Below are 20320 nucleotides of genomic sequence, written 5' to 3' on the forward strand. Positions count from 1 at the left end.
GGATGAGGGGAAGAGTAGTCAACTGACGAAAGACTTAAATACCGAGCTTTTCAGGTATTTGCCTGAAGGAAGTGACTACTCTTCCCCTCATCCGGACCAAACAAAGCAAACTAAAAAAGCTGAAGGAAAAGTTAAAAACCATCCTTCAGCTACTACTAAACAATGTATGGATAGTTTTTAATCCCAACATTTTTAAAACTAGTAATCATTATATTACATATTTTATAATACTATTTGGAAACACTTCCTTTAATTCAAAAGTAAAAAAATCTTTCATTTGAGTTAATTGATCTTTAGTATAAACATACTTACCATACCCAAATTGTCCATATTTAAATTTTCTAACTTCATCATTCATAGGTAAAGTAGTTTGTGGAAATATCTCTAGTATTCTATTTTTTGCTTTAGTTGTATATCTATGAGAAATCACTTCAAATATAATCGGTTCATCAAATCCCTTAGGTAATTTATATTTTATACTTTTAATTAAATCCCTATATTCTGATTGCCAATTATCATAAAGGAAAACAGGAGCAATTATAAACCCTATCTGATACCCAGCTTTAGCAAGCTTTGCAGCAGCCTCAATTCTTTTATCACTAGATGAAGTATGGTGTTCATAAGTATCTATTATCCTAGGAGTATTTATACTAAATCTAACCTCAGTATGATTATTATGATTTGCATCTAATAGACTATCTACATCGTTGTATTTAGTTACAAATCTAAATCGTCCTTTTTCTTCTTTTCCTATAAATTCTATTGTCTTTTTTAAAGCATTAGTATATGGCTCAACAGCAATAGGGTCAGATGTAGCTGCACCCTCAAAAATAGTTATTTCGGGTAATCTCTCATTTATATATTGCTTTGCTTTATCTAATACATTATCAATATTAGTAAATACCCTTACAAAAGGTTTATCACCTAATTGTGTATTTAAATAACAATACTCGCACCTTCCCATACAGCCACTAACTAATGGAAGTTGATAATTAGCAGAGGGTTTGCAAGTTTGAAATTTCAAACTTTTACGTTCTCCTACAACAAGCGTTTCTTTTCCAGATCTATATTGCTCAAATAAATTATCACCAGGTATATGTGTTTTAATTTTATTAGAATTTACATTTATAATTTCAATATTTGGATTATCTTTTATTTTATTATAAATATTTCTACCAACATCTGTATCTAAAGATCCTTTCTCAAATATAACTCTTTTAGGAACAAACATATTATCACCTCTTATATATTTTTTTATTTCAATTAATTTATTTTTAGTTTTTATTTAATATTGAATTAAAATACCTAATTATACAAAAAATATAATGTAAATTTAAAAAAATCTAGGAGGGCAATTATGAAGAATCAATATGTCCAAGGAAGACCACTATTTACCAATATAAATAAAAATAATAAACAATATCCTTATTTAACACAAGATTTAGAAACAGATATTTGTATTATTGGAGGCGGGGTTACAGGAGCTATAGCAGCATATTATTTTAGTGAAAATAATATTAAAACAACTGTATTAGAAAAGAAAAGGATAGCCCATTTAAGTACAAGTGTAACCACATCACTTTTACAATATGAACTAGATGATAATCTATCAGATCTTAAAGAGTATACAACTATTGAAAATACCTTAAAATCTTATAAATTAGGACTTAAGGCCCTTGATGAAATAAAAGAATTTATAAATAAGTATGGAAATAAATGTGATTACAAAAAAAGAGATACACTACTTTATACATCAAAAGAGGATGAAGTAAATGGAATAAAAATAGAATATAACCTTAGAAAAGAAAATGGATTAGATGTTGAATATATAGATAAAAAAAGTAGTGATTATAGTTTAGATATAAAAGCAGGTATAAGGTCAAAAAATGGTGGAGCAGAATTAGATCCATACAAATACACAAGTCAATTATTGGAGGTAGCGTCAAGTAACGGTACAAATATATATGAAAATACAGAAGTTGTAGATTTAATTCATTATGATAATTATGTGGAGGTTATAACAGAGTATGGTTATAGAGTTAAAGCTAAAAAAGTTATAGTTGCAACGGGGTATAATACCCAGTTATTTACTAAACGAAATTTTGGAACTAAAACAACTACATTTAATGTAGTTACTAAGCCTGTTTTTAACTTTGATGGATGGAATGATAAAATACTTATAAGAGATAATTGTGATCCTTATAACTATGTAAGAACTACTGCAGATGATAGAATTATAATTGGTGGTGAAGATGTTGATTTTATACCCGATATATTTAATGAAAAGTTAGCTAATGAGAAGTATGATATATTAGAAAATAGGTTAAAATCAATGTTTAAAGATATTAAAAATATAGAAATAGATTTTAAATATTGTGGAACTTTTGCATCAACGCCTGATAATTTAGGGTTTATTGGACCTGATAAAAAACATAATAATTTATGGTATCTATTAGGATATGGTGCAAATGGAATTTTATTTGCAATACTAGGTTCAATGATGTTATCACAGATGTATAATGGAAAAGAAGATAAAGATATGAAATTATTTAGAGTAGATAGATTTGATAATTAATAAAGACAAGTATTGTTATTAAAAAATACTCAAATGAGAGCTTGCTTAATAGAATTGGGATTTATAGATAATGTTGAAGATTGTAACATATTAATTCAAAAACAAGATGATTTAGCATTAGCAATAGCAAATGGAATATGTAAGTTTTTAAATATAGTATTAATATTTAAAGAGGTTATGATTATAAAATCATAGCCTCTTTTATGTGTGAGGATTAAGTATATATAGTTTGTTAGATGAGAAGTGATTACTCTTTTACTCATCCGGTCTTAACAAAGTAAGATTTTGAACATAATATGCGTAAATAAACAAGAAATTACAAAATATGACAACTATTTTGGTGTAATATATTTATTGAGAATTAATACAAGTGTATAATTAAATTAACTCAAAATTATATGACATATATGGAGGCGATTTTTATGGGGTTTATTATATTTTGCATCATAGCATACTGGGTAATATCTAGCATGAAAAGAGGAAGTACTGGTGGGACAAGTGTTAATCAAGCTAACACTACTTGTCCATATTGCAACACAGCCTACTACTTAACTGAAAATGGAGATTTTAACTGCTCTGAATGTGGGAAACTATTTAGATACAGAAATGGAAATAGATACAAAGAAGATGAAAAACTACCGATGATAACAGAAAACATCTGTACACTTTTCACAGTACTATGCAAGGGTGATGGAGTCATAACCAAAGAAGAAGTTATTTTAACAAAAGAATTGCTTTCAGACTATTGGGGAGTAAAACAAGGCAAAGACATGAACATGGCAACAGAAATTTTAAACAAATCTAAAGCAAAAATATATTCAAAATATATGGTAGGAGACATAGATAAAATTCTAAGAGAATATGACTTCTCAAACAATGACGTAGAATTATACAAAGAACTTATTCTTAGATGTTCAATAACAATATCCTACTGTGATGGAGAACCATCTGATAATCAAAATAAAATTTTAGACGACATCGTAAATGTTTTTGATATATCTGCAACTACATATAGCAAATTACTAAGTGAATTTAGAAATGAATACACTGAACAAAGCAAAGAAAACTATTATGAAATACTAGGAATATCTAACCAAGCTAGCAAAGAAGAAATTAAGACTGCATTTAGAAAATTAACAATGCTATATCATCCAGACGTATATGCATCTAAAAATCTTCCACCAGAGATAATAAAAGAATTTGAGGCTAAACTAGTCAAAATAAATGAAGCTTATAATGCATTAAGATAGTGAATAGAATTTAAACAAAAGCAATAAAATACTATCAAAAAAGAGTTATAATATAATAAAGAATTAAAAAAAATTAAAATGGATATATATATTTACGATTATAGGATTATGGGAAGTGACTACTCTTCCCATAATCCGGAACAAACAAATAAAGTGTATTTATAGTAATACACACACCTTACAGGAGGTACATTATGAAAAACAAAGTAAGAAAAGCCATCATACCAGCAGCTGGACTAGGAACAAGATTCTTACCAGCAACAAAATCACAACCAAAGGAAATGTTACCAATAGTTGATAAACCAACTCTACAATACATAATAGAAGAAGCAGTAAAATCAGGAATAGAAGAAATACTAATAGTAACAGGAAGAAGCAAAAAAGCAATAGAAGATCACTTTGACCGTAGCGTTGAACTAGAACTTGAACTAGCTCAAAAAGGAAAAACTGAAATGCTAAAAATAGTACAAGACATATCTAACATGGTAGACATATACTTCATACGTCAAAAAGAACCAAAAGGACTTGGAGACGCAATCCGTTGTGCCAAAACATTTGTATCAGACGAACCATTTGCAGTACTATTAGGTGATGACATAGTAGACAGTGAAGTACCATGTTTAAAACAACTTATAGACGTATACAACGAGTACAACACTTCTATACTAGGAGTACAAGAAGTAGCTAAAGAAGATACTAATAAATATGGAATACTAGATGTTAAATACATAGAAGATAGAGTATACAAAGTAAAAGACATGGTAGAAAAACCAAAAGTAGAAGAAGCGCCATCAAACATAGCTATATTAGGAAGATACATAATAACTCCAGACATATTTGAAATACTTGAAAAGCAAGCACCTGGAAAAGGTGGAGAAATCCAACTTACAGATGCTCTTAAAACTCTATGCAAGCATGAAGCAATATACGCATACAACTTTGAAGGGAAAAGATATGATGTAGGAGACAAACTAGGATTTTTAGAAGCTACAGTAGACTTTGCACTTAAAAGACCAGAACTTAGAGATGAGTTTATGGAGTTTTTAAATAAAAAGGTGAATGAGGATATTACTGTTACTGAGGTTGAAGTTTATACAGAAATAGATTAATATATGATAATATAGATAGCCTTCGGTTAACCCGAAGGTTATTTAAATTTATAAATAGAGGATTGCAAATATGAAAAAAAAGGTATTTTTAATACTCACAATATCTTGGATGATATTTATATTTTACATGTCAAATCAACCAGCATCAATATCTTCATCTCAATCAGGTGGATTCATAGGTATGTTATGTAACATACCAGTAATAGGGATTGTTATAAAGGATCTAATGAAAATAGGTATTGCAGAATTTTTAATTCGAAAATCTGCGCACATGTTTTTATACTTTGTATTAGCTATTCTTATTTATAACACTATGAATAAAGATAGTGGAATAAAGACATACTTACTATCACTTTTGCTAACTGCATTATATGCATGTACAGATGAACTTCACCAGTTATTTGTAATAGGACGAAGTGGAGAACTAAGAGATGTATTGGTAGATTCTACAGGAGCCTTGATAGGGTTAGTATTAATATTTTTAATAAACAAATTAATTAACAATAAAAAAGTTCGAAGTTTAAAGCAATGTTGATAAATGAATAAAATTAAAATATCATTTAAGTATATAAATTTAGGGGTATTTATCATAAATAGCAACAAAAATTAAAAAATATATTTTACAACAACTTGAGAGATAGGTGAAACAATAAAATGAATATTAGCGTACTAGTTGAAACCTTTATAAGAGACTATGGATTGATAAGTATATTTATAATTGGCTCGATTGAATACTTAAACGTTCCAATTCCAAGTGAAGTAGTATTACCATTAATTGGGGTTCTAGTAATTAAATTTAAAATGAACTTATATGGAGTAATAATAGCTGCCATTTTAGGAGGAGTAATAGGATGTATAATTAACTATTACATAGGATATAAATTTGGAGATAGATTTTTAAAATTTTTAAAAACTAAATATCCTAAAACTCAAAAATCTATAGATAACTCATACATATATGTAAGAAAATATGAAAAAATAGCTATAATGTTATCAAAACTAGTGCCATTAGGAAGAAGTAACATATCTATAGTCGCAGGAGCTACAAAGATGAATGTAGTCTTATTTGCCATATTTTCAGGAATAGGAATAGCTATTTGGGATACAGTACTTATACTTACTGGATATATAGCAGGAAATCACATAGGAGATATTATTAAAGTAATAAAACAATACTCTATGATGGCTACAATAGTTTCAATACTAGCAATAGTTTTGGGCGTGGTAATTTATAAAAGAAAAAAATAAGACTTATTCGCTATAAATTTAATATAACGAATAAGTCTTATAAGGGTAATTCAATATAGTCTATATGATATTATATAGTGAATAGGCGAAATGGCGATTCTCCTATGATTATATAAATACGACATAAACTGTCAAAACTTTACACTTTATTTAATATTAAATGTGTAATTGCTATTTAGTGAATCATAATTATAAACATATAGATAATATAAACCGGCATCTGCATTATAACTATTTTTTAGTAAATTATTTTCAACACTAGGATAAGCAACAGAGTTATTTAAATCAGTAGACTTATATAAAATCCAGTTAAGGCCATGACCATCTAAATTATCTAATACGATATCTATGGTTTTAGCATCTTTAACTTCAAAAGAAAACACATCATTAGTATCATCTTGATTTAGAGAACCCTTAACTACATTTCCTAAAGCTATTGAATTAGCATTTTCAAAATTATTGTTAGGTTCAGATTCTTTTATTTCACTTTCAACAACCTCACCTTTTGGTAAAATACCACTAAACACAACATCAAACTCATACTTATTATCACTATTAACTCTATAATCAACAAAATAATTAGTAACAGTCTTATAACCAGACCAAGGTAGTTTTACAAGAGAATTTAAAAACTCATTAGATTTAACATTCATAGCTTCCCAATCCTTGGCTTCTCCATTAGTAGCATCACCAGTATAAGTTCCAGTCAAAGTAAATGTATCAAAAAACTCTCCTTTTTCCCTAACTACATTTACATTGTTTAATGGAGCAATACTATTAATATCCGAAGAAACTTTATTTAAATCAATAGGATCATGAACAGCCAAATAATCATCAGAAACAAGAGGAACAGTTAAAGAATCATATTTATCAACCAACTCTTGCATATGAGTTTGATATCCTTGGTCTACTGAGGCACTTTTACTTAACGTTTCTATATAAGCATCATAACCAGTTACATTATTAGCAATAATACTATCAACTAAATTATTAAATATATCTAATCTATCATTATACATATAATCAGAAAATGCAAAACCATAATAATAGAAATCCCAAGATCCATATTTAGAATGAAGTAATTTATCTGTAGAAAACCTAGCTGATGGATCAGTTGCTAAGCCAGAAACCTGAGACTTTCTAGGAAGTACATCCTGATCTCTAGTAGAACCTGCAAAAAACTCTGCACTACCTTCTTCAAACCAAGTTAATCTCCAGTCCTTACCTTGATAAAAATCGCCAGTTCCCCACATACCAGGAACCATATAACGGCCTTGTAAATAGTGACAATACTCATGTCTAAATAATTCTTCTAAACTAAAAATACTTTCTTCAGGAGTTCTTTCATAAGTGAAAAACGCACCATCTCCTTCTATATACATACCACCATTGTCAGTACTATATCCATATAGAGGTTGATTAAGCTTATATTCTTTAGGGCTATTGTATAAAATCATAGTTAAAACATCATCAGGATTTCCTTTTTCTAACTCAGCATCATTTCCTACAACTCTATGGAATTGAGACTTTACCTCTTTAGATGCCCAGTACAATCTTTGAACCTTATCTTTAGTAACCTTATCACCAGTACGAATTACCATAGAAGAATCCTCAAAAGTATACACATTAGGTAAATAGTGAGATTTTCCTTCCTCTCTTATTTTTTCAATATCTAGAACAGTTCCATCAACTAACTTACCATTAAAATAATAAGAAATAAAATCTACTGCATCAAAATATTGAAGAGATAAATAAGGATAAACATCCAAACAATTATCAAGTTTTTGTTGAATAGACTTTGGATTTGAATGGAAATTTGATAATTTAGCACAATAATACATACCTGCATTAATCAACCACTCGGTATCCTCATTTACAGTAGTTAATAGAGCAAAACTTGAAACAGCATCTATATAACCGTCTACTTTAGAAAACCAAGGTGACTTATTTGCAGAAACATTAGAACTATACAAATAAGAATTTAAATCATATTCAATACCTTTAGTAATTTGGAACATAGCATTTGTTTTTGAAATATCTTTTAAATAAGCATCTAAATTGCTATTAAACTGAGTTAAAATAGGTACACAATTATTTACAACATCAACATTACAAGCACTATTTCCAATTAACATACCTAAAGACTGAATTACATTGTTTTGACCAGCCTCACCAAGTTTGAAATTAGAATTTTGTTGAATTGAAATCATGGAAGGGATACATTTTTCTCTATAAGATCTATCATATAAATGGCTAAGAGATTTATTATAATAAGCTAAATAAAAACCAGATCTTAAAACTTCTACTAAAGTAGGTATACCCTTATCATCAGTAGCAGTATAAGTACCACCACAATCTTTCAAAGTATTAAGAATTGCATCAACGCGGGCTTCATCATTATAGAATTTATAAGCCTCATCATTATAAACGAAAAGATCTTTTATTTGAAACCAATCTATAGTAACCAGTAAATTTGTTAACTCCGTATAACTTAAACTATTAAGGTCCTTATAGGTATAAGTAGCAGACTTACTTAACTTAGGAATATCTACATCTTGCTTACCAAAAGGATCAATATTTAAATCTTTCTTAAACTGATTATCTTTAGTATCATGCTTAATCTTCTGGCTTGAATGGAAAGGCATAGAATTAATATCACTTGGAACATTACTAGAACTAGGGGGCTGAGTATTAGCAAATGAAATAAATGTTAAATTAGTAAAAATCAAAGTTAAAGCTAAAGTGAAAATCAAAAACCTCGAATATCTCTTACGCATAGTGCCTCCTTATACTTCTAAATTAGAAAACATAATCTTATATATAAGATATACTTATATCTATATGGATAAAGAAGTATAATAGTGACACTACAAAAATTAAACTAAATAAGTACACACACGAACATAAATGCGCTTTATTAAATTATAGGATTATGGGATAGTAGTCAACTGACGAAAGACTTAAAGACAGAGTACTTTAGGTCTTTGTCTGAAGGAAGTGACTACTATCCCATAATCCGGACCACCACAAAAAAGGCCTCATACAAACAACTGTTTATATGAGGCCTAAAAAAAGTACTTAATTCTTTATATGAACATCCATTTGAGGATAAGGAATATTAATATTCTCCTCATCAAACTTAATCTTTACCTGTTCCAACAAACTAGCATGAATATCCCAATAATGCTCAGACTTACACCAAACCCTAACAGCGAAATCCACAGAACTAGGGCCATGAGCAGTTATCCCAACAAAATAAGTTGGATCACTAAGAACAAAATCTTGATGCTTAACAATATCTATAAGCACATCCTTAACATGAGTTATATCATTTTCATAACTAACACTAAAAATTAAATCAACTCTTCTTTCCTTTTTAGCAGAGTAATTAACCAAACTTCCATTTGATAAAGGTCCATTAGGTATTAATATCAACTTATTATCTATAGTAGTAAGCTTAGTATAGAAAAGTCCAATCTCCTCAACAGTTCCTTGATAAATTCCTGTCTCCACATAATCACCAACCTTAAAAGGTCTAATTAATAGGATTATAAAACCACCAGCGAAATTTGATAAACTTCCTTGAAGAGCCAAACCTACGGCAACCCCTCCAGATGCGACTAACGCAGCCAGACCCGTTAACTTAACATCCCAATAGCCAAGTATTATCATAAACAACAATGCTTTTAATGAAACCTCAGCAAAAGCATGTAAAAACTTAGTAAGAGTTACATCAACAGATTTTTTCTGTAAAAACAGGGTAAAATGTTTTACCACTTTCTTTATAATTTTCAACCCTATAAATATAACTAAAAGCCCAATTATAATCTTGAAACCATAACTTGTGACCCAATCTAAAAACTTTTCAGTTATTTTATCTAAAGGCATATTACTTAATTTTTCTACTTCTTTAGTTACTGATTCTGCTGCATTTTGTGGCAAAATTTAACACCTCTTTCTTTGATTTTAAATTTTCTCATTTATAGATAATACAATGAATTTCGACATTTGTCTACAAAGTGGAATGAAAACTAGATAATATACATAAAAAGGAATTTATGAGGATTTCCTGGGCAATTTAGTCGTAATTAAAATTAAAACATAAAAATTAAAACAAATTGGATTTTATTACAGGATTCTGTTATAATTAAAAGGCTTTTAAAAAAAGAAAAGAGGTGCTTTTTATCAATTACAAAACAGCAGAAAATAAGTATGAAACTCAAGGTAACACTACACTTATAACAATACTTAAAAAAAATAACACAGAACTTACTGTGAAAATAGATACAGAAGACGTAGAAAAAATTCAAGCAATGGGAACATGGTTTGCTGAATGGCACAAAGATTTTAACAACTACTTAGCTCAAAACCTTACAGTAACTAAAGTAGATAAAAAAATAAAAAGTGAAAAAAGAAACATACAATCTATAATATTAGACTGTTCAAACAACGCTCCAATAAAACACATAAACGGAGATACATTAGACAACAGAAAATGCAACCTAGAAATGGTTGACAGAAGAGCTAAAAATGAATACGAAGAAATAGACGAAGACACAATAGCAATAATACTAAAAGACAGATATGGAAAAGTTCAAGCAAAAGCTTTAATATCACCTAGAGACCTAGAAAAAGTAGTAACTAAAAAATACACATGGACTTACCAAAAAGGATACAAGCAACCACAAGTAATAGCACACACACCTAAAGGTAAAGTTACATTAGGCGAAGTAATAATGAAACCAGCTGAAGGAATGAGAGTACATCACATAAACTTAAATCCTTTAGATAATAGAAGAAAAAACTTAGAAAATAAATAATAAAAAAAGCGACCTGAAAAAAGGTCGTTTTTTTATATACATATAAAGGTTTAAAACATTAATTTGAATTTTAAAATCAAAGATTAAGGATAGGGGATTAGTAGTCAACTGACGAAAGACTTAAATACCATGTACTTTAGGTATTTGTCTGAAGGAAGTGACTGCTAATCCCCTATCCTGACTATCAATATAAAAATTAAATATTAAGTATTTAAATTAGTAGTCGTATAACTAATTTAAGTAAATATTAGAGGTGAGACGATGATTAACAATATGGATTTATTAAAAATGGCAGCACTAATGTCTAATAATAGCACTAAAAGCTGTAATTGCAACTGCAATAAAGGTAGCCAAGGATTTGACATGTTAATGCTAAACTTAATAAAAGCAATAGCTAGAACACAACAAACTACAAGTAACCAAAATATATATAGACAAGCAACAACAAACCAAAATGAAAATCTAGAAACAGCAAATTCTATACACAACAGCAACAAAGTTCAAGTATCTTCTAAAAATGAAGACACAAAAACACAAATAGAAAATGCAATATCTATATCATCTAAAAAATATGGTGTTGATGAAAACTTAATTAGATCAATAATAAAAGTTGAATCGGACTTTAACCCAAACTGCGAATCTTCGGCAGGAGCAAAAGGACTAATGCAACTTATGCCAGAAAACTGCAGAGATTTAGGAATAACAGATCCATTTGATATTAATCAAAATATAGATGGAGGAACAAGACATATAAAAGAATATTTAGATAGATATGATGGGAACACAGAGATGGCTTTGATGGCATATAATGGAGGTCCTACTAGAATGAGTAGAAGAGGGGTTAAATCAGTAGAAGACATCTATTTGATGCCAAAAGAAACTCAAAAATATGTACCTAAAGTTATGAAATATTATCTAGGATAAAACTTAAATAGATTATAGACATTGGTATATATGTGATTTATGTGGGGAGAAAAATTATGAATTATAGGCAATTAATGAGAATTAGAAAAAATGCACTGTCAAGAAATGAAAGAAAAGATAAACTTACAGGGATATATAATAGAGACTATTTCTTAAAACATTTAGGAAGTAAATTAAATGGAACTATGATGAAAATCAAATTAGATGGAATAAACTTCATAAATATTAATTATGGAGCTAAAAAAGGCGATGAATTAGTAACATTGATAGCACGAAAATTAGATTATGCCTGTAATCTTAAAGGCATGACAGCAGCTAGACTATCGAAATTTTATTTTGCCATATACACATCAAACATAGATAATATAGAAATAAATGAATTTATGGAAGAAATAGGAAATATTTTAATTGAAGAAATAGAGGAAATGTATAGAATACATATTAACTTTAATATAGCTGGAGTTATATATAAAGATAAAAAAATAAATATAGAAGATGCAATTAATAAATTAGATGTATGCATGACTAATTTAGTTAAAAAAGGCAATAAATACGGAATTTATAATGAAAAATATGAAGAATATATAAGTATAAAATCTATAGAAGATGCCATAGAAAAAAGAGAAATTCAAATATATTATCAACCAAAAGTAGATTTGAAAAGTGAGAAGATAACTGGAGTAGAAGCGTTAATAAGATGGTTTAGTCCTGAACATGGGAACATATCTCCAGAAAAAATAATAGATTTTGCTGAAGAGTGTGGATATATAAATATATTAGGTAAATGGATATTAGAAAAAGCATGTAAAGATATTAAGTATTTAAATATAATAATGGATACCGATATAGACTTATCAGTTAATATAGCTCCAAATCAATTAGATAATGAGTATTTTATTGAAGAATTGATAAAAAGTGTAGAAGAAATAGGGTTTAGATTTGACTTATTGAAACTAGAAATAACAGAAAGTGAAAATATAGAAGAAATAATAAAAATAAATGATATAATAAACGAGATAAAAAGTAAAGGAATAAAAATATCCCTAGATGATTTTGGGAAAGGATTCAATTCTATTAACTATATAAAAAACTATAACGTAGATGAAATAAAAATAGATAAAACTTTAGTTGAGTATGTAAATAAAAATCCTATGTTTATAGAAAGTTTAATAAAAATGATACATACAACTAAATCAAAAGTTGTGGCAGAAGGAGTAGAAACTGAACTAGAATATTTGAAATTAAAAAGAGTAGGTTGTGACATTATACAAGGGTATTATTTTTACAAGCCTATGAATTTATATGAGTTAGTAGATGTTATAGGAAAAGAAAAATATGTAAGTAATAAAAAAATTTATATGAGTTAGTTTTATTAGAGGTTGATTATGAAAATAAGAGATTATTCGAGAGTAACAGAAAATAGCAATATAGATACGAGAAGAGTTAAACCAGGAACAAGTTTTAATGATAGTTTTAGCCAAATAAATAAAGTTAAAACAAAAGAAGAAGTAGATACATATATAAAACAAATAAAAGAAATAGGTAAACAATTAGTAAGTACAAAAGGATATTCGGATGTAATTAGGTATAAACAAGCTATACAAAAATACTTAAAATCTGTAGTAGATTATACTTATGAAATAGATAAAAAAGATAGTTTTTGGAGCAATAACTACTTTAAAACAGTAAATGTAGTAAATGAAAAATTAGAAAGTTTAAGTAGGGATTTTTTTAATGATGAAAAAGAAAATATAGATATTGCATCAAAGATTGATGATATTAATGGTCTTTTAATTGATTTATACTTGTAATAGATAAGGAGATATGGATTTTATGGAAACGAAAAAACAAGCACAAGAGATTTATGAACCTAAGTTTGAACAACTAAAACAAGGTGAAGTAATAGAACCTTTAAATGCAGTTCCTGCTATATCTGAAGGTATGATGGAATTAGAAGCTATAATAGGATTTAAACACGAAAAAATAGAAAAAATAGTCAATTTTAAAGTTGGGGATGTAATAAGATTAGAAAAAAATCTAGAAGAACCACTAGACATAATTGTAAATGGGGTAGACATAGCAAGTGGTGAAAGTATGATAATACATGACAGAATCGCGTTAAGACTATCTAAGATAAAATCAATGCAAGAAGAAGAATAAAATTCTTGAGGAGGTAGTATTTTGAAAGTTAATAATAATACAAAAATAGCATTCAATAATATATATAAAATGGATAAATTAAAAAATTATAATGAAAATAAAAGTAAAAATAATACAGATACAGTAGAAATATCGGATTTAGGGAAGTACTTAAGTAAGGTTAACTCAAAAGAGGAAACAATAAATATGGAAAAAATTGATAGATTAAAACAACAGATTGAAAGTGGAACATACAAGATAGACTCTAGAGCATTGGCAAAAAAAATAATAGAAAAACTTTAGGAGGAAAAAAATTTGAACCCAGAACTGAAAGTTATAATATATGAACAAAGAAAACTATTCAAAGAATTGTTGAATTTATTAGATGAACAGTATGATTTTATAGTGAATCAAGAAGTAACCAAAATGGATAAAATAGCTAAGACTTTAGAAAATGTTGCGAGAGAAATAGCTAAAATGGAAATTCAAAGAAGAACTATAATGGGTGCAGAAACAAGTATGAGCTCCTTAGTAAATAGATATGATGATGAAAAAATCAAAGAAGCATATGAAGAAATAAAAACAAGTATAAAAATGATAGAAGTTCAAAAAGAAGCAAATCAAACTCTTATAAAACAAAGATTATTTTTTACAAAAAAAATGATGAATGTTATAAAACCAAATCAAGGTATATCGACTTACAATGCTTATGGGCAAGTAGGTAAATAAGAAAGAGAGGATCATATGGCAGGCTTATTAAGCAGTTTACAATCAGCAAGATCAGGAATGAGTGTGAGTCAAGCATCAATACAAACAACTTCTCATAATATAAATAATATGAATACTCCTGGATATTCAAGACAAAGAGTAGAACAAAGTGCAAGAAGTGCATATAGTTACCCAGGATATAATAGCACATTAGGAGCAGGACAATTAGGTACAGGTGTTGAAGCAACAGATGTAATTAGAATAAGAAATTCTTTTTATGATTTCCAATATAGAAATGAAAGTCATACATATGGAGAAATAGGTGTTAAGTATGACCATTATAGTACTATGGAAAGTATATTTAACGAACCATCAGAAACTGGAATATCGGCAGCTATGAACAGCTTCTTTACAAGTTGGCATGAACTTTCAAAAAATCCTAGTGATAGTGGCGCAAAAGATATAGTTATTCAAAACAGTGAGTATTTAGCAAATAATATAAGCCAGGTATATAACAAAATAGACAAACTAGGCGAAGAAGCACAAAAAAAACTAAATGAAGACATAGAAGAAATAAATGGAATGTTAGATCAATTAAAAGATCTAGATAAGCATATAAAAATAGTTCAAGGTAATGGACAAAGCCCTAATGATTTAATGGATCAGAGAGATAAAATATTAGATGATTTAAGTTTTAAAATGAATATACAAGATGAAAATGTACAAAAATTATTAAAAGATAAAATAGAAACTGGAACAGACATCACGGAAGCCGACTTTAGAGGTTTAGCTAATGGGTCTGGAGAAATACAAGGATCTATAGATATGATAGAAAAGATAAAAAGTTACAAAGAAGATTTAAATGAATTATCTGATGGGATAGCTAAAAGCGTAAATGACACATTAGGTACTGATCTCTTTGAAACGGGTACAGATCCTATATTAAAAGTTAATGCTGATATAGTAAATAAAACTATAGATCTTGATGTAACAGCTGAACAAGCTGAGAAAATGTATCATCTAAAAGATGAAAAGGTGAGTATAGGTGGAGAAAATATAACTATAAATAATGCCTATAATAATATAATCCAAAGATTAGGTAATGAAACTAAAGAAGTTATAAGAAATGAAAAAAATCAAGGTAAGGTATTAAAAGATATAGATAACGCAAGACTGAATGTTTCAGGGGTATCGCTAGATGAGGAAATGATAAACTTAGTACAATATCAACATGCATATAATGCAAGTGCTAAAGTAGTATCAACAATAGATTCATTACTAGATGTTGTAATAAATGGATTAATGAGATAATTTAGGAGGATAATATGAGAATAACAAACTCTTCAATGATAAGAAATCATATGTATGATACACAACAAAGTCTACAAAGAATGGATACTTTAAATAAGCAACTTGATTCAGGTAAGCAAATCAATAGAGTATCAGATGATCCACAAAAAGCTATAAAAATAATGAACTTAAACAATGAAATAAGATATACAGAAAAATACAATCAAAATATAGATGAAACAGTAGGATGGATGAATAACACAGATGCAACTTTAGAACAATTCGGAAATGTTTTAGGCGAAATCAAAACAGATTTATTAAAAGTTGGTAATGGAACTTATTCAGACAGTGAAATGAAGGCTATACAAGCAGAAGTTAATGAAAAAATTAAAGAACTAGGGGAATCATTAAATACTACTCATGGTGGAAGTAATATGTTCTCTGGAACGGCTGTAGATGAGAAACCTATATTAATAGAAGAAAAAGATGGGGTTGTTACATTAAAATTAAACCCAGCTGTAAATGGAGATGATCTAAAAGCTGATATATCAGATGGAATAAGTGTAGATTACAATGTTTCAGCTAAGGAAATTTTTGAAGGTGAAGGTAAAAATTATCTTGATACAATAAATAATGTATCAAAGTTAATGAATGACATTGCAAATGGAGTAAATGTAGAAGAAAATAAGAAGGAACTATTAGGACCTGTTAAAGAAGATATAGATGGATTTTTTAATCATAGTGTAGATATTAGAACTACATTTGGAGTTAGAGTAAGTACAGCAGAGAAAATAAAAGACTTTAATGATGAAAATATACTAAACATGAAAGGTGTATTATCATTAGAGCAAGATGTTGATCATGTAAATAAGTTTATAGAATTAAAGTCAGCTGAAATGCTTTACAATGCATCTATTCAAGTTGGAGCAAAATTAATACAACCTAGTATAATGGACTACTTAAGATAGTCGGGAGGGAAATTATGGAAATAACATTTGAAAAAGGTCTTCCTGGATTTGAAAATTATAAAACTTTTAAAATAAGTGAAGTTGAAGATAATACAAGTTTTAAAACGATAACTTCAACAGAAGAAAAAAATATAGGATTTATAGCAGTATCTCCATTTGATATAAAAAAAGACTATGAACTAGATATAGATGAAGAGACTGTAAAATTATTAAAAATAGAAACATATGAAGATGTATTAGTATTAAATTTAGTAACACTAGGAAATAGTTTAGCCAATAGTACTGTTAATTTAAAAGCTCCTATAATAATAAATATAAAAAACAATAAAGGGAAACAATTAATATTACAAAATGACAGTTTGAAAATAAAAGAACCTTTAACAGGGAGTGATAGAAATGTTAGTAATTACTAGAAAAAAAGGAGAATCTTTATTAATTGGAGACGATATAGAGATAAAAATAGTAAAAGTAGATGATGGAAGTGTTAAGCTTGCTATAGAAGCTCCTAAAGATAAGGTAATACTTAGAAAAGAAATATATGAAAATGTAAAAGATGAGAATACAAAGGCAATAGCTAATATAGATGATATAGTTAAGTTATTTAAGTAAAATGAGGAGAAAATTATGTATAACGCAAATCCATACAATGCATATAAAAAAAATTCGGTAAATACAGCATCTAAGGAACAATTATTATTAATGTTATTAGATGGGGCAGTTAAATATACAAAGATAGCAAGGTTAGCTATATTAGAAAAAAATATGGCAAGAGCTCATAAAGAGTTAATTAGAGTTCAAGATATATTCTTAGAACTTATGATAACTATGGATAAAAACTCTGGTAAGTATATGGAAGAAATGTATAATGTTTATGAATTTATAAAAAGTGAACTTGCTAAAGCTAATATGAAAAAAGATGTAAAGATAATAGATAATACACTGCCTCTTATAGAAGAAATAAGAGATATGTGGTATGAGGTTGATAAAAAAATAAAAACAAGTAAGTAGGTGAATAGCATGACAAGAGTAAATACTATAAGATTACCAGGACTTGCAACAGGTATGGATACAGATACTATGGTAAAAGAAATGCTTTCAGGAGAACAAAGTAAAATAGACAGAGTTATGCAAAAAGAACAAACTATAAAGTGGCAACAAGAAATATATAGAGATGTAATAAAAGATATTAAAGGATTTCAAGATAACTATTTTTCTGTAACATCTCCAAACTCTATAATAAGCAGTAAAGCGTGGAATACATTAACAGTATCAAGTTCAAATGAAAATGTAATTAGTGCGACTGGAAGTGCAGGAGCTAATAAAGTTAATTATAAATTTGATGTTACAAGTTTAGCACAACCAGCAAAATTAAGTTCTAAAAAAATAAATGGAACTGATACTTTAGAGAGTTTAGGATTAACTGGAAATGCAAGTTTTTCTATTAAAACTGCTGATGATAAAGTTTCTAAAAAAATAACAATAAGATCAGAGCCTGTATATGAAACTGATGTTGATGGTAATCCAGTATTAGATGCTGATGGAAATAAAATAATTAAAGAACCAGCAGATACGGTAGAGAGTTTAACAAAAAAAATAAATGATGCTAGTAATGGAGAATTTAAAGCTTCATACAGTGAAATGACAGGTACATTTAGCATTGAATCTAGTAAAACGGGAGTAAATTCTAAATTAGCGATAGTTGATCCGAGCAATCCTGATACTCCATCTAATGCATTAGAATTTTTAGGTATTAAAGATCCATCTATAGGAACTAATGCTGAAATTAAAGTAATGACAAGTGATGGTAAAGAAGAAATTAAAACGTTAAATGAAGAATCAAACTCATTTAATATAGATGGAATAACATACACTGTAAATAGCGTAGGAACTGCGGAGATAACTTCAAAACAAGATGTAGAACCTGTAGTGCAAAATATGAAAAAATTTGTAGAAGACTACAATAAAATAATGGATAAAACATATAATCTTATAACAGAAAAAACAAGTAAGGATTATCCTCCATTAACAAAAGCTCAAAAAGAAGATATGAGTGAAGAAGAAATAGAGCAGTGGGAGAAAAAAGCTAAAGTTGGATTACTTCGAAATGATTCTGATATGAGAAGCTTTATCGATCATATGCAAAGTTCTATATTTGGAGACAATGCTCAGTTTTTAAACGAGGTAGGATTGACTTCTAGTGAAGATTATACAAAAAAAGGACAACTATCTTTAAATGAGGATAAGTTTAGAAAAGCACTTCAAAATGATGGAGATAAAGTCTATAAAGCTTTTACTAAGGATCCTGATGGTATATTGGAAAATATGAAAGATACTATGTATGATTATGTTGGAAGTTCTAGTTCTGTATTTGCTAAAAAAGCTGGATTAGAAAAAACTGCATCTGCAGTAAATAACTTTTACTCAGAAGAAATAAAAAGACAAGAAGAATCTATAAAAAAACTTCAAAGAAAAATGGATGATAAAGAAACGAGATTATATAAACAATTTGGGCAACTAGAAGCTAGTATGAACAAGCTTAACTCTCAAATGAACTATTTCTCACAAATGTAGAATTAGGTAGGATAATTATGATTGAAGTTACTAATACATATAAAGAAATATCTATAGATATAATTGATAGATTAGAAAAACAGGATTTTGATAACATAAGCGAGCTTTTAGATCAAAGACAAAAGATTTTAGAAAGTATAAATGATACGAAATTATTTAAATCAATGCTTATAGAAGCGGGAATAAAAGAAATCGATGAAAAAATATATAATTTGTTAAAAGAAAATATTTTTAAAATTAAGTTTGAAATAAAGGAACATAAAAAGTCTAAAAAAGCTAATAATTCATATATTAACTTTACTAAAGAAAAATTAAATATTTTTAATAAAAAAGTATAAAGCTTTTTTTTTATGTTCCGATATATATTATTGTAGGCAACACTTACTTAAGTGATTGTATATAAATTAAAGACAAGGATGTCGTTAAAAAACTAAGGAGAGTATTAAAATGAGAATAAACACTAACATGAATGCTATGATAGCAACTAACCAAATGGCAAAGAACACTGCATTATCAGGAAAATCTATGGAAAAATTATCTACAGGATTAAGAATAACTAAAGCTGGAGATGACGCAGCAGGATTAGCAGTTTCTGAAAAAATGAGAGCTCAAATAAGAGGTATGGAACAAGCAGATAGAAACGTACAAGATGGTATATCTATGGTACAAACTGCTGAAGGTGCTTTAGAAGAAGCAGGAAACATAGCTCAAAGAATGA

24 protein-coding genes and 1 pseudogene are annotated in these 20320 nt (G+C 28.2%); 22 read left to right on the plus strand and 3 right to left on the minus strand.

Going from position 1 to position 20320, the window contains the following annotated elements; genetic code table 11:
- On the plus strand, nucleotides 1-181 hold a 181-nt coding region (locus ACRCYC_RS06655; RefSeq protein ID WP_438618340.1), incomplete at its 5' end, for a hypothetical protein.
- 27 nt (nucleotides 182-208) lie between these two features.
- Here the strand turns inward: ACRCYC_RS06655 and splB are convergent.
- Nucleotides 209-1231 (minus strand): spore photoproduct lyase, encoded by a 1023-nt coding sequence (gene splB / locus ACRCYC_RS06660; protein ID WP_438618342.1) that lies wholly within the window; start codon nucleotides 1229-1231, stop codon nucleotides 209-211.
- A 126-nt stretch (nucleotides 1232-1357) separates the two neighbouring features.
- Between splB and ACRCYC_RS06665 the strand changes: the two genes are divergently transcribed.
- The 6 genes from ACRCYC_RS06665 (at nucleotide 1358) to ACRCYC_RS06690 (ending at nucleotide 6182) form a co-directional block, all read left to right on the plus strand.
- Entirely contained in the window at nucleotides 1358-2575 is a 1218-nt protein-coding gene (locus ACRCYC_RS06665) for an NAD(P)/FAD-dependent oxidoreductase (protein ID WP_438618343.1), read from the plus strand.
- A 12-nt stretch (nucleotides 2576-2587) separates the two neighbouring features.
- Entirely contained in the window at nucleotides 2588-2770 is a 183-nt protein-coding gene (locus ACRCYC_RS06670) for an N-acetylmuramoyl-L-alanine amidase (RefSeq protein ID WP_438618344.1), read from the plus strand.
- 227 nt (nucleotides 2771-2997) lie between these two features.
- A complete protein-coding gene (locus ACRCYC_RS06675) occupies nucleotides 2998-3825 on the plus strand; it encodes a DnaJ domain-containing protein (protein WP_438618345.1) in 828 nt (275 codons plus the stop codon).
- A gap of 194 nt (nucleotides 3826-4019) precedes the next feature.
- Nucleotides 4020-4934, plus strand: coding sequence for a UTP--glucose-1-phosphate uridylyltransferase GalU (galU, locus tag ACRCYC_RS06680; protein WP_438618346.1), 915 nt, complete (start codon nucleotides 4020-4022; stop codon nucleotides 4932-4934).
- Between the two features lie 70 nt (nucleotides 4935-5004).
- A complete protein-coding gene (locus ACRCYC_RS06685; protein ID WP_438618347.1) occupies nucleotides 5005-5469 on the plus strand; it encodes a VanZ family protein in 465 nt (154 codons plus the stop codon).
- Between the two features lie 119 nt (nucleotides 5470-5588).
- Nucleotides 5589-6182: a DedA family protein gene (locus ACRCYC_RS06690; protein WP_438618348.1), complete on the plus strand. Its 594-nt coding sequence runs from the start codon at nucleotides 5589-5591 to the stop codon at nucleotides 6180-6182.
- A gap of 146 nt (nucleotides 6183-6328) precedes the next feature.
- Here ACRCYC_RS06690 and ACRCYC_RS06695 read toward each other — a convergent pair whose 3' ends face one another.
- Together ACRCYC_RS06695 and ACRCYC_RS06700 are read right to left on the minus strand one after the other, a co-directional pair.
- Nucleotides 6329-8959, minus strand: a complete 2631-nt coding sequence (locus tag ACRCYC_RS06695) for a collagenase (RefSeq protein WP_438618349.1) — start codon at nucleotides 8957-8959, stop codon at nucleotides 6329-6331.
- Nucleotides 8960-9260: 301 nt separating this feature from the next.
- Nucleotides 9261-10124: a mechanosensitive ion channel family protein gene (locus tag ACRCYC_RS06700; RefSeq protein ID WP_438618350.1), complete on the minus strand. Its 864-nt coding sequence runs from the start codon at nucleotides 10122-10124 to the stop codon at nucleotides 9261-9263.
- Nucleotides 10125-10357: 233 nt separating this feature from the next.
- Here ACRCYC_RS06700 and ACRCYC_RS06705 point away from each other — a divergent pair, with 233 nt between their 5' ends.
- From ACRCYC_RS06705 to ACRCYC_RS06775, 15 genes and pseudogenes are all read left to right on the plus strand, one after another.
- Complete coding sequence (locus tag ACRCYC_RS06705) at nucleotides 10358-11002, plus strand: hypothetical protein (RefSeq protein WP_438618351.1); 645 nt, start codon at nucleotides 10358-10360, stop codon at nucleotides 11000-11002.
- A 261-nt stretch (nucleotides 11003-11263) separates the two neighbouring features.
- Complete coding sequence (locus ACRCYC_RS06710; RefSeq protein ID WP_438618352.1) at nucleotides 11264-11926, plus strand: lytic transglycosylase domain-containing protein; 663 nt, start codon at nucleotides 11264-11266, stop codon at nucleotides 11924-11926.
- A 56-nt stretch (nucleotides 11927-11982) separates the two neighbouring features.
- Entirely contained in the window at nucleotides 11983-13293 is a 1311-nt protein-coding gene (locus tag ACRCYC_RS06715; protein WP_438618354.1) for an EAL domain-containing protein, read from the plus strand.
- Nucleotides 13294-13311: 18 nt separating this feature from the next.
- Entirely contained in the window at nucleotides 13312-13737 is a 426-nt protein-coding gene (locus ACRCYC_RS06720) for a YaaR family protein (RefSeq protein WP_438618356.1), read from the plus strand.
- Between the two features lie 22 nt (nucleotides 13738-13759).
- Nucleotides 13760-14086, plus strand: coding sequence for a FliM/FliN family flagellar motor C-terminal domain-containing protein (locus tag ACRCYC_RS06725; protein ID WP_438618357.1), 327 nt, complete (start codon nucleotides 13760-13762; stop codon nucleotides 14084-14086).
- A gap of 21 nt (nucleotides 14087-14107) precedes the next feature.
- Nucleotides 14108-14368, plus strand: coding sequence for a flagellar biosynthesis anti-sigma factor FlgM (gene flgM, locus ACRCYC_RS06730; RefSeq protein ID WP_438618358.1), 261 nt, complete (start codon nucleotides 14108-14110; stop codon nucleotides 14366-14368).
- A 12-nt stretch (nucleotides 14369-14380) separates the two neighbouring features.
- Entirely contained in the window at nucleotides 14381-14794 is a 414-nt protein-coding gene (locus ACRCYC_RS06735; RefSeq protein ID WP_438618359.1) for a flagellar protein FlgN, read from the plus strand.
- Between the two features lie 15 nt (nucleotides 14795-14809).
- Nucleotides 14810-16084, plus strand: a complete 1275-nt coding sequence (gene flgK / locus ACRCYC_RS06740) for a flagellar hook-associated protein FlgK (protein ID WP_438618360.1) — start codon at nucleotides 14810-14812, stop codon at nucleotides 16082-16084.
- Between the two features lie 14 nt (nucleotides 16085-16098).
- Complete coding sequence (locus ACRCYC_RS06745) at nucleotides 16099-17031, plus strand: flagellin N-terminal helical domain-containing protein (RefSeq protein WP_438618361.1); 933 nt, start codon at nucleotides 16099-16101, stop codon at nucleotides 17029-17031.
- Between the two features lie 14 nt (nucleotides 17032-17045).
- Complete coding sequence (gene fliW / locus ACRCYC_RS06750; protein WP_438618362.1) at nucleotides 17046-17444, plus strand: flagellar assembly protein FliW; 399 nt, start codon at nucleotides 17046-17048, stop codon at nucleotides 17442-17444.
- The gene (gene csrA / locus ACRCYC_RS06755) at nucleotides 17428-17640 is read left to right on the plus strand and encodes a carbon storage regulator CsrA (protein ID WP_438618363.1); all 213 of its coding nucleotides are present in this window, start codon (nucleotides 17428-17430) and stop codon (nucleotides 17638-17640) included. The genes fliW and csrA overlap by 17 nt, the downstream gene beginning before the upstream one ends.
- A gap of 15 nt (nucleotides 17641-17655) precedes the next feature.
- Nucleotides 17656-18039 (plus strand): flagellar export chaperone FliS, encoded by a 384-nt coding sequence (gene fliS, locus ACRCYC_RS06760; RefSeq protein WP_438618365.1) that lies wholly within the window; start codon nucleotides 17656-17658, stop codon nucleotides 18037-18039.
- A gap of 9 nt (nucleotides 18040-18048) precedes the next feature.
- Nucleotides 18049-19602: a flagellar filament capping protein FliD gene (fliD, locus tag ACRCYC_RS06765; RefSeq protein WP_438618366.1), complete on the plus strand. Its 1554-nt coding sequence runs from the start codon at nucleotides 18049-18051 to the stop codon at nucleotides 19600-19602.
- Nucleotides 19603-19619: 17 nt separating this feature from the next.
- Complete coding sequence (locus tag ACRCYC_RS06770; RefSeq protein WP_438618367.1) at nucleotides 19620-19940, plus strand: hypothetical protein; 321 nt, start codon at nucleotides 19620-19622, stop codon at nucleotides 19938-19940.
- A 109-nt stretch (nucleotides 19941-20049) separates the two neighbouring features.
- Nucleotides 20050-20320, plus strand: a pseudogene (locus ACRCYC_RS06775) (flagellin); the annotation flags it as partial.

Origin of the sequence: Paraclostridium sp., from assembly GCF_051657365.1 — a bacterium.
Taxonomy (GTDB): Bacteria; Bacillota; Clostridia; order Peptostreptococcales; family Peptostreptococcaceae; genus Paraclostridium.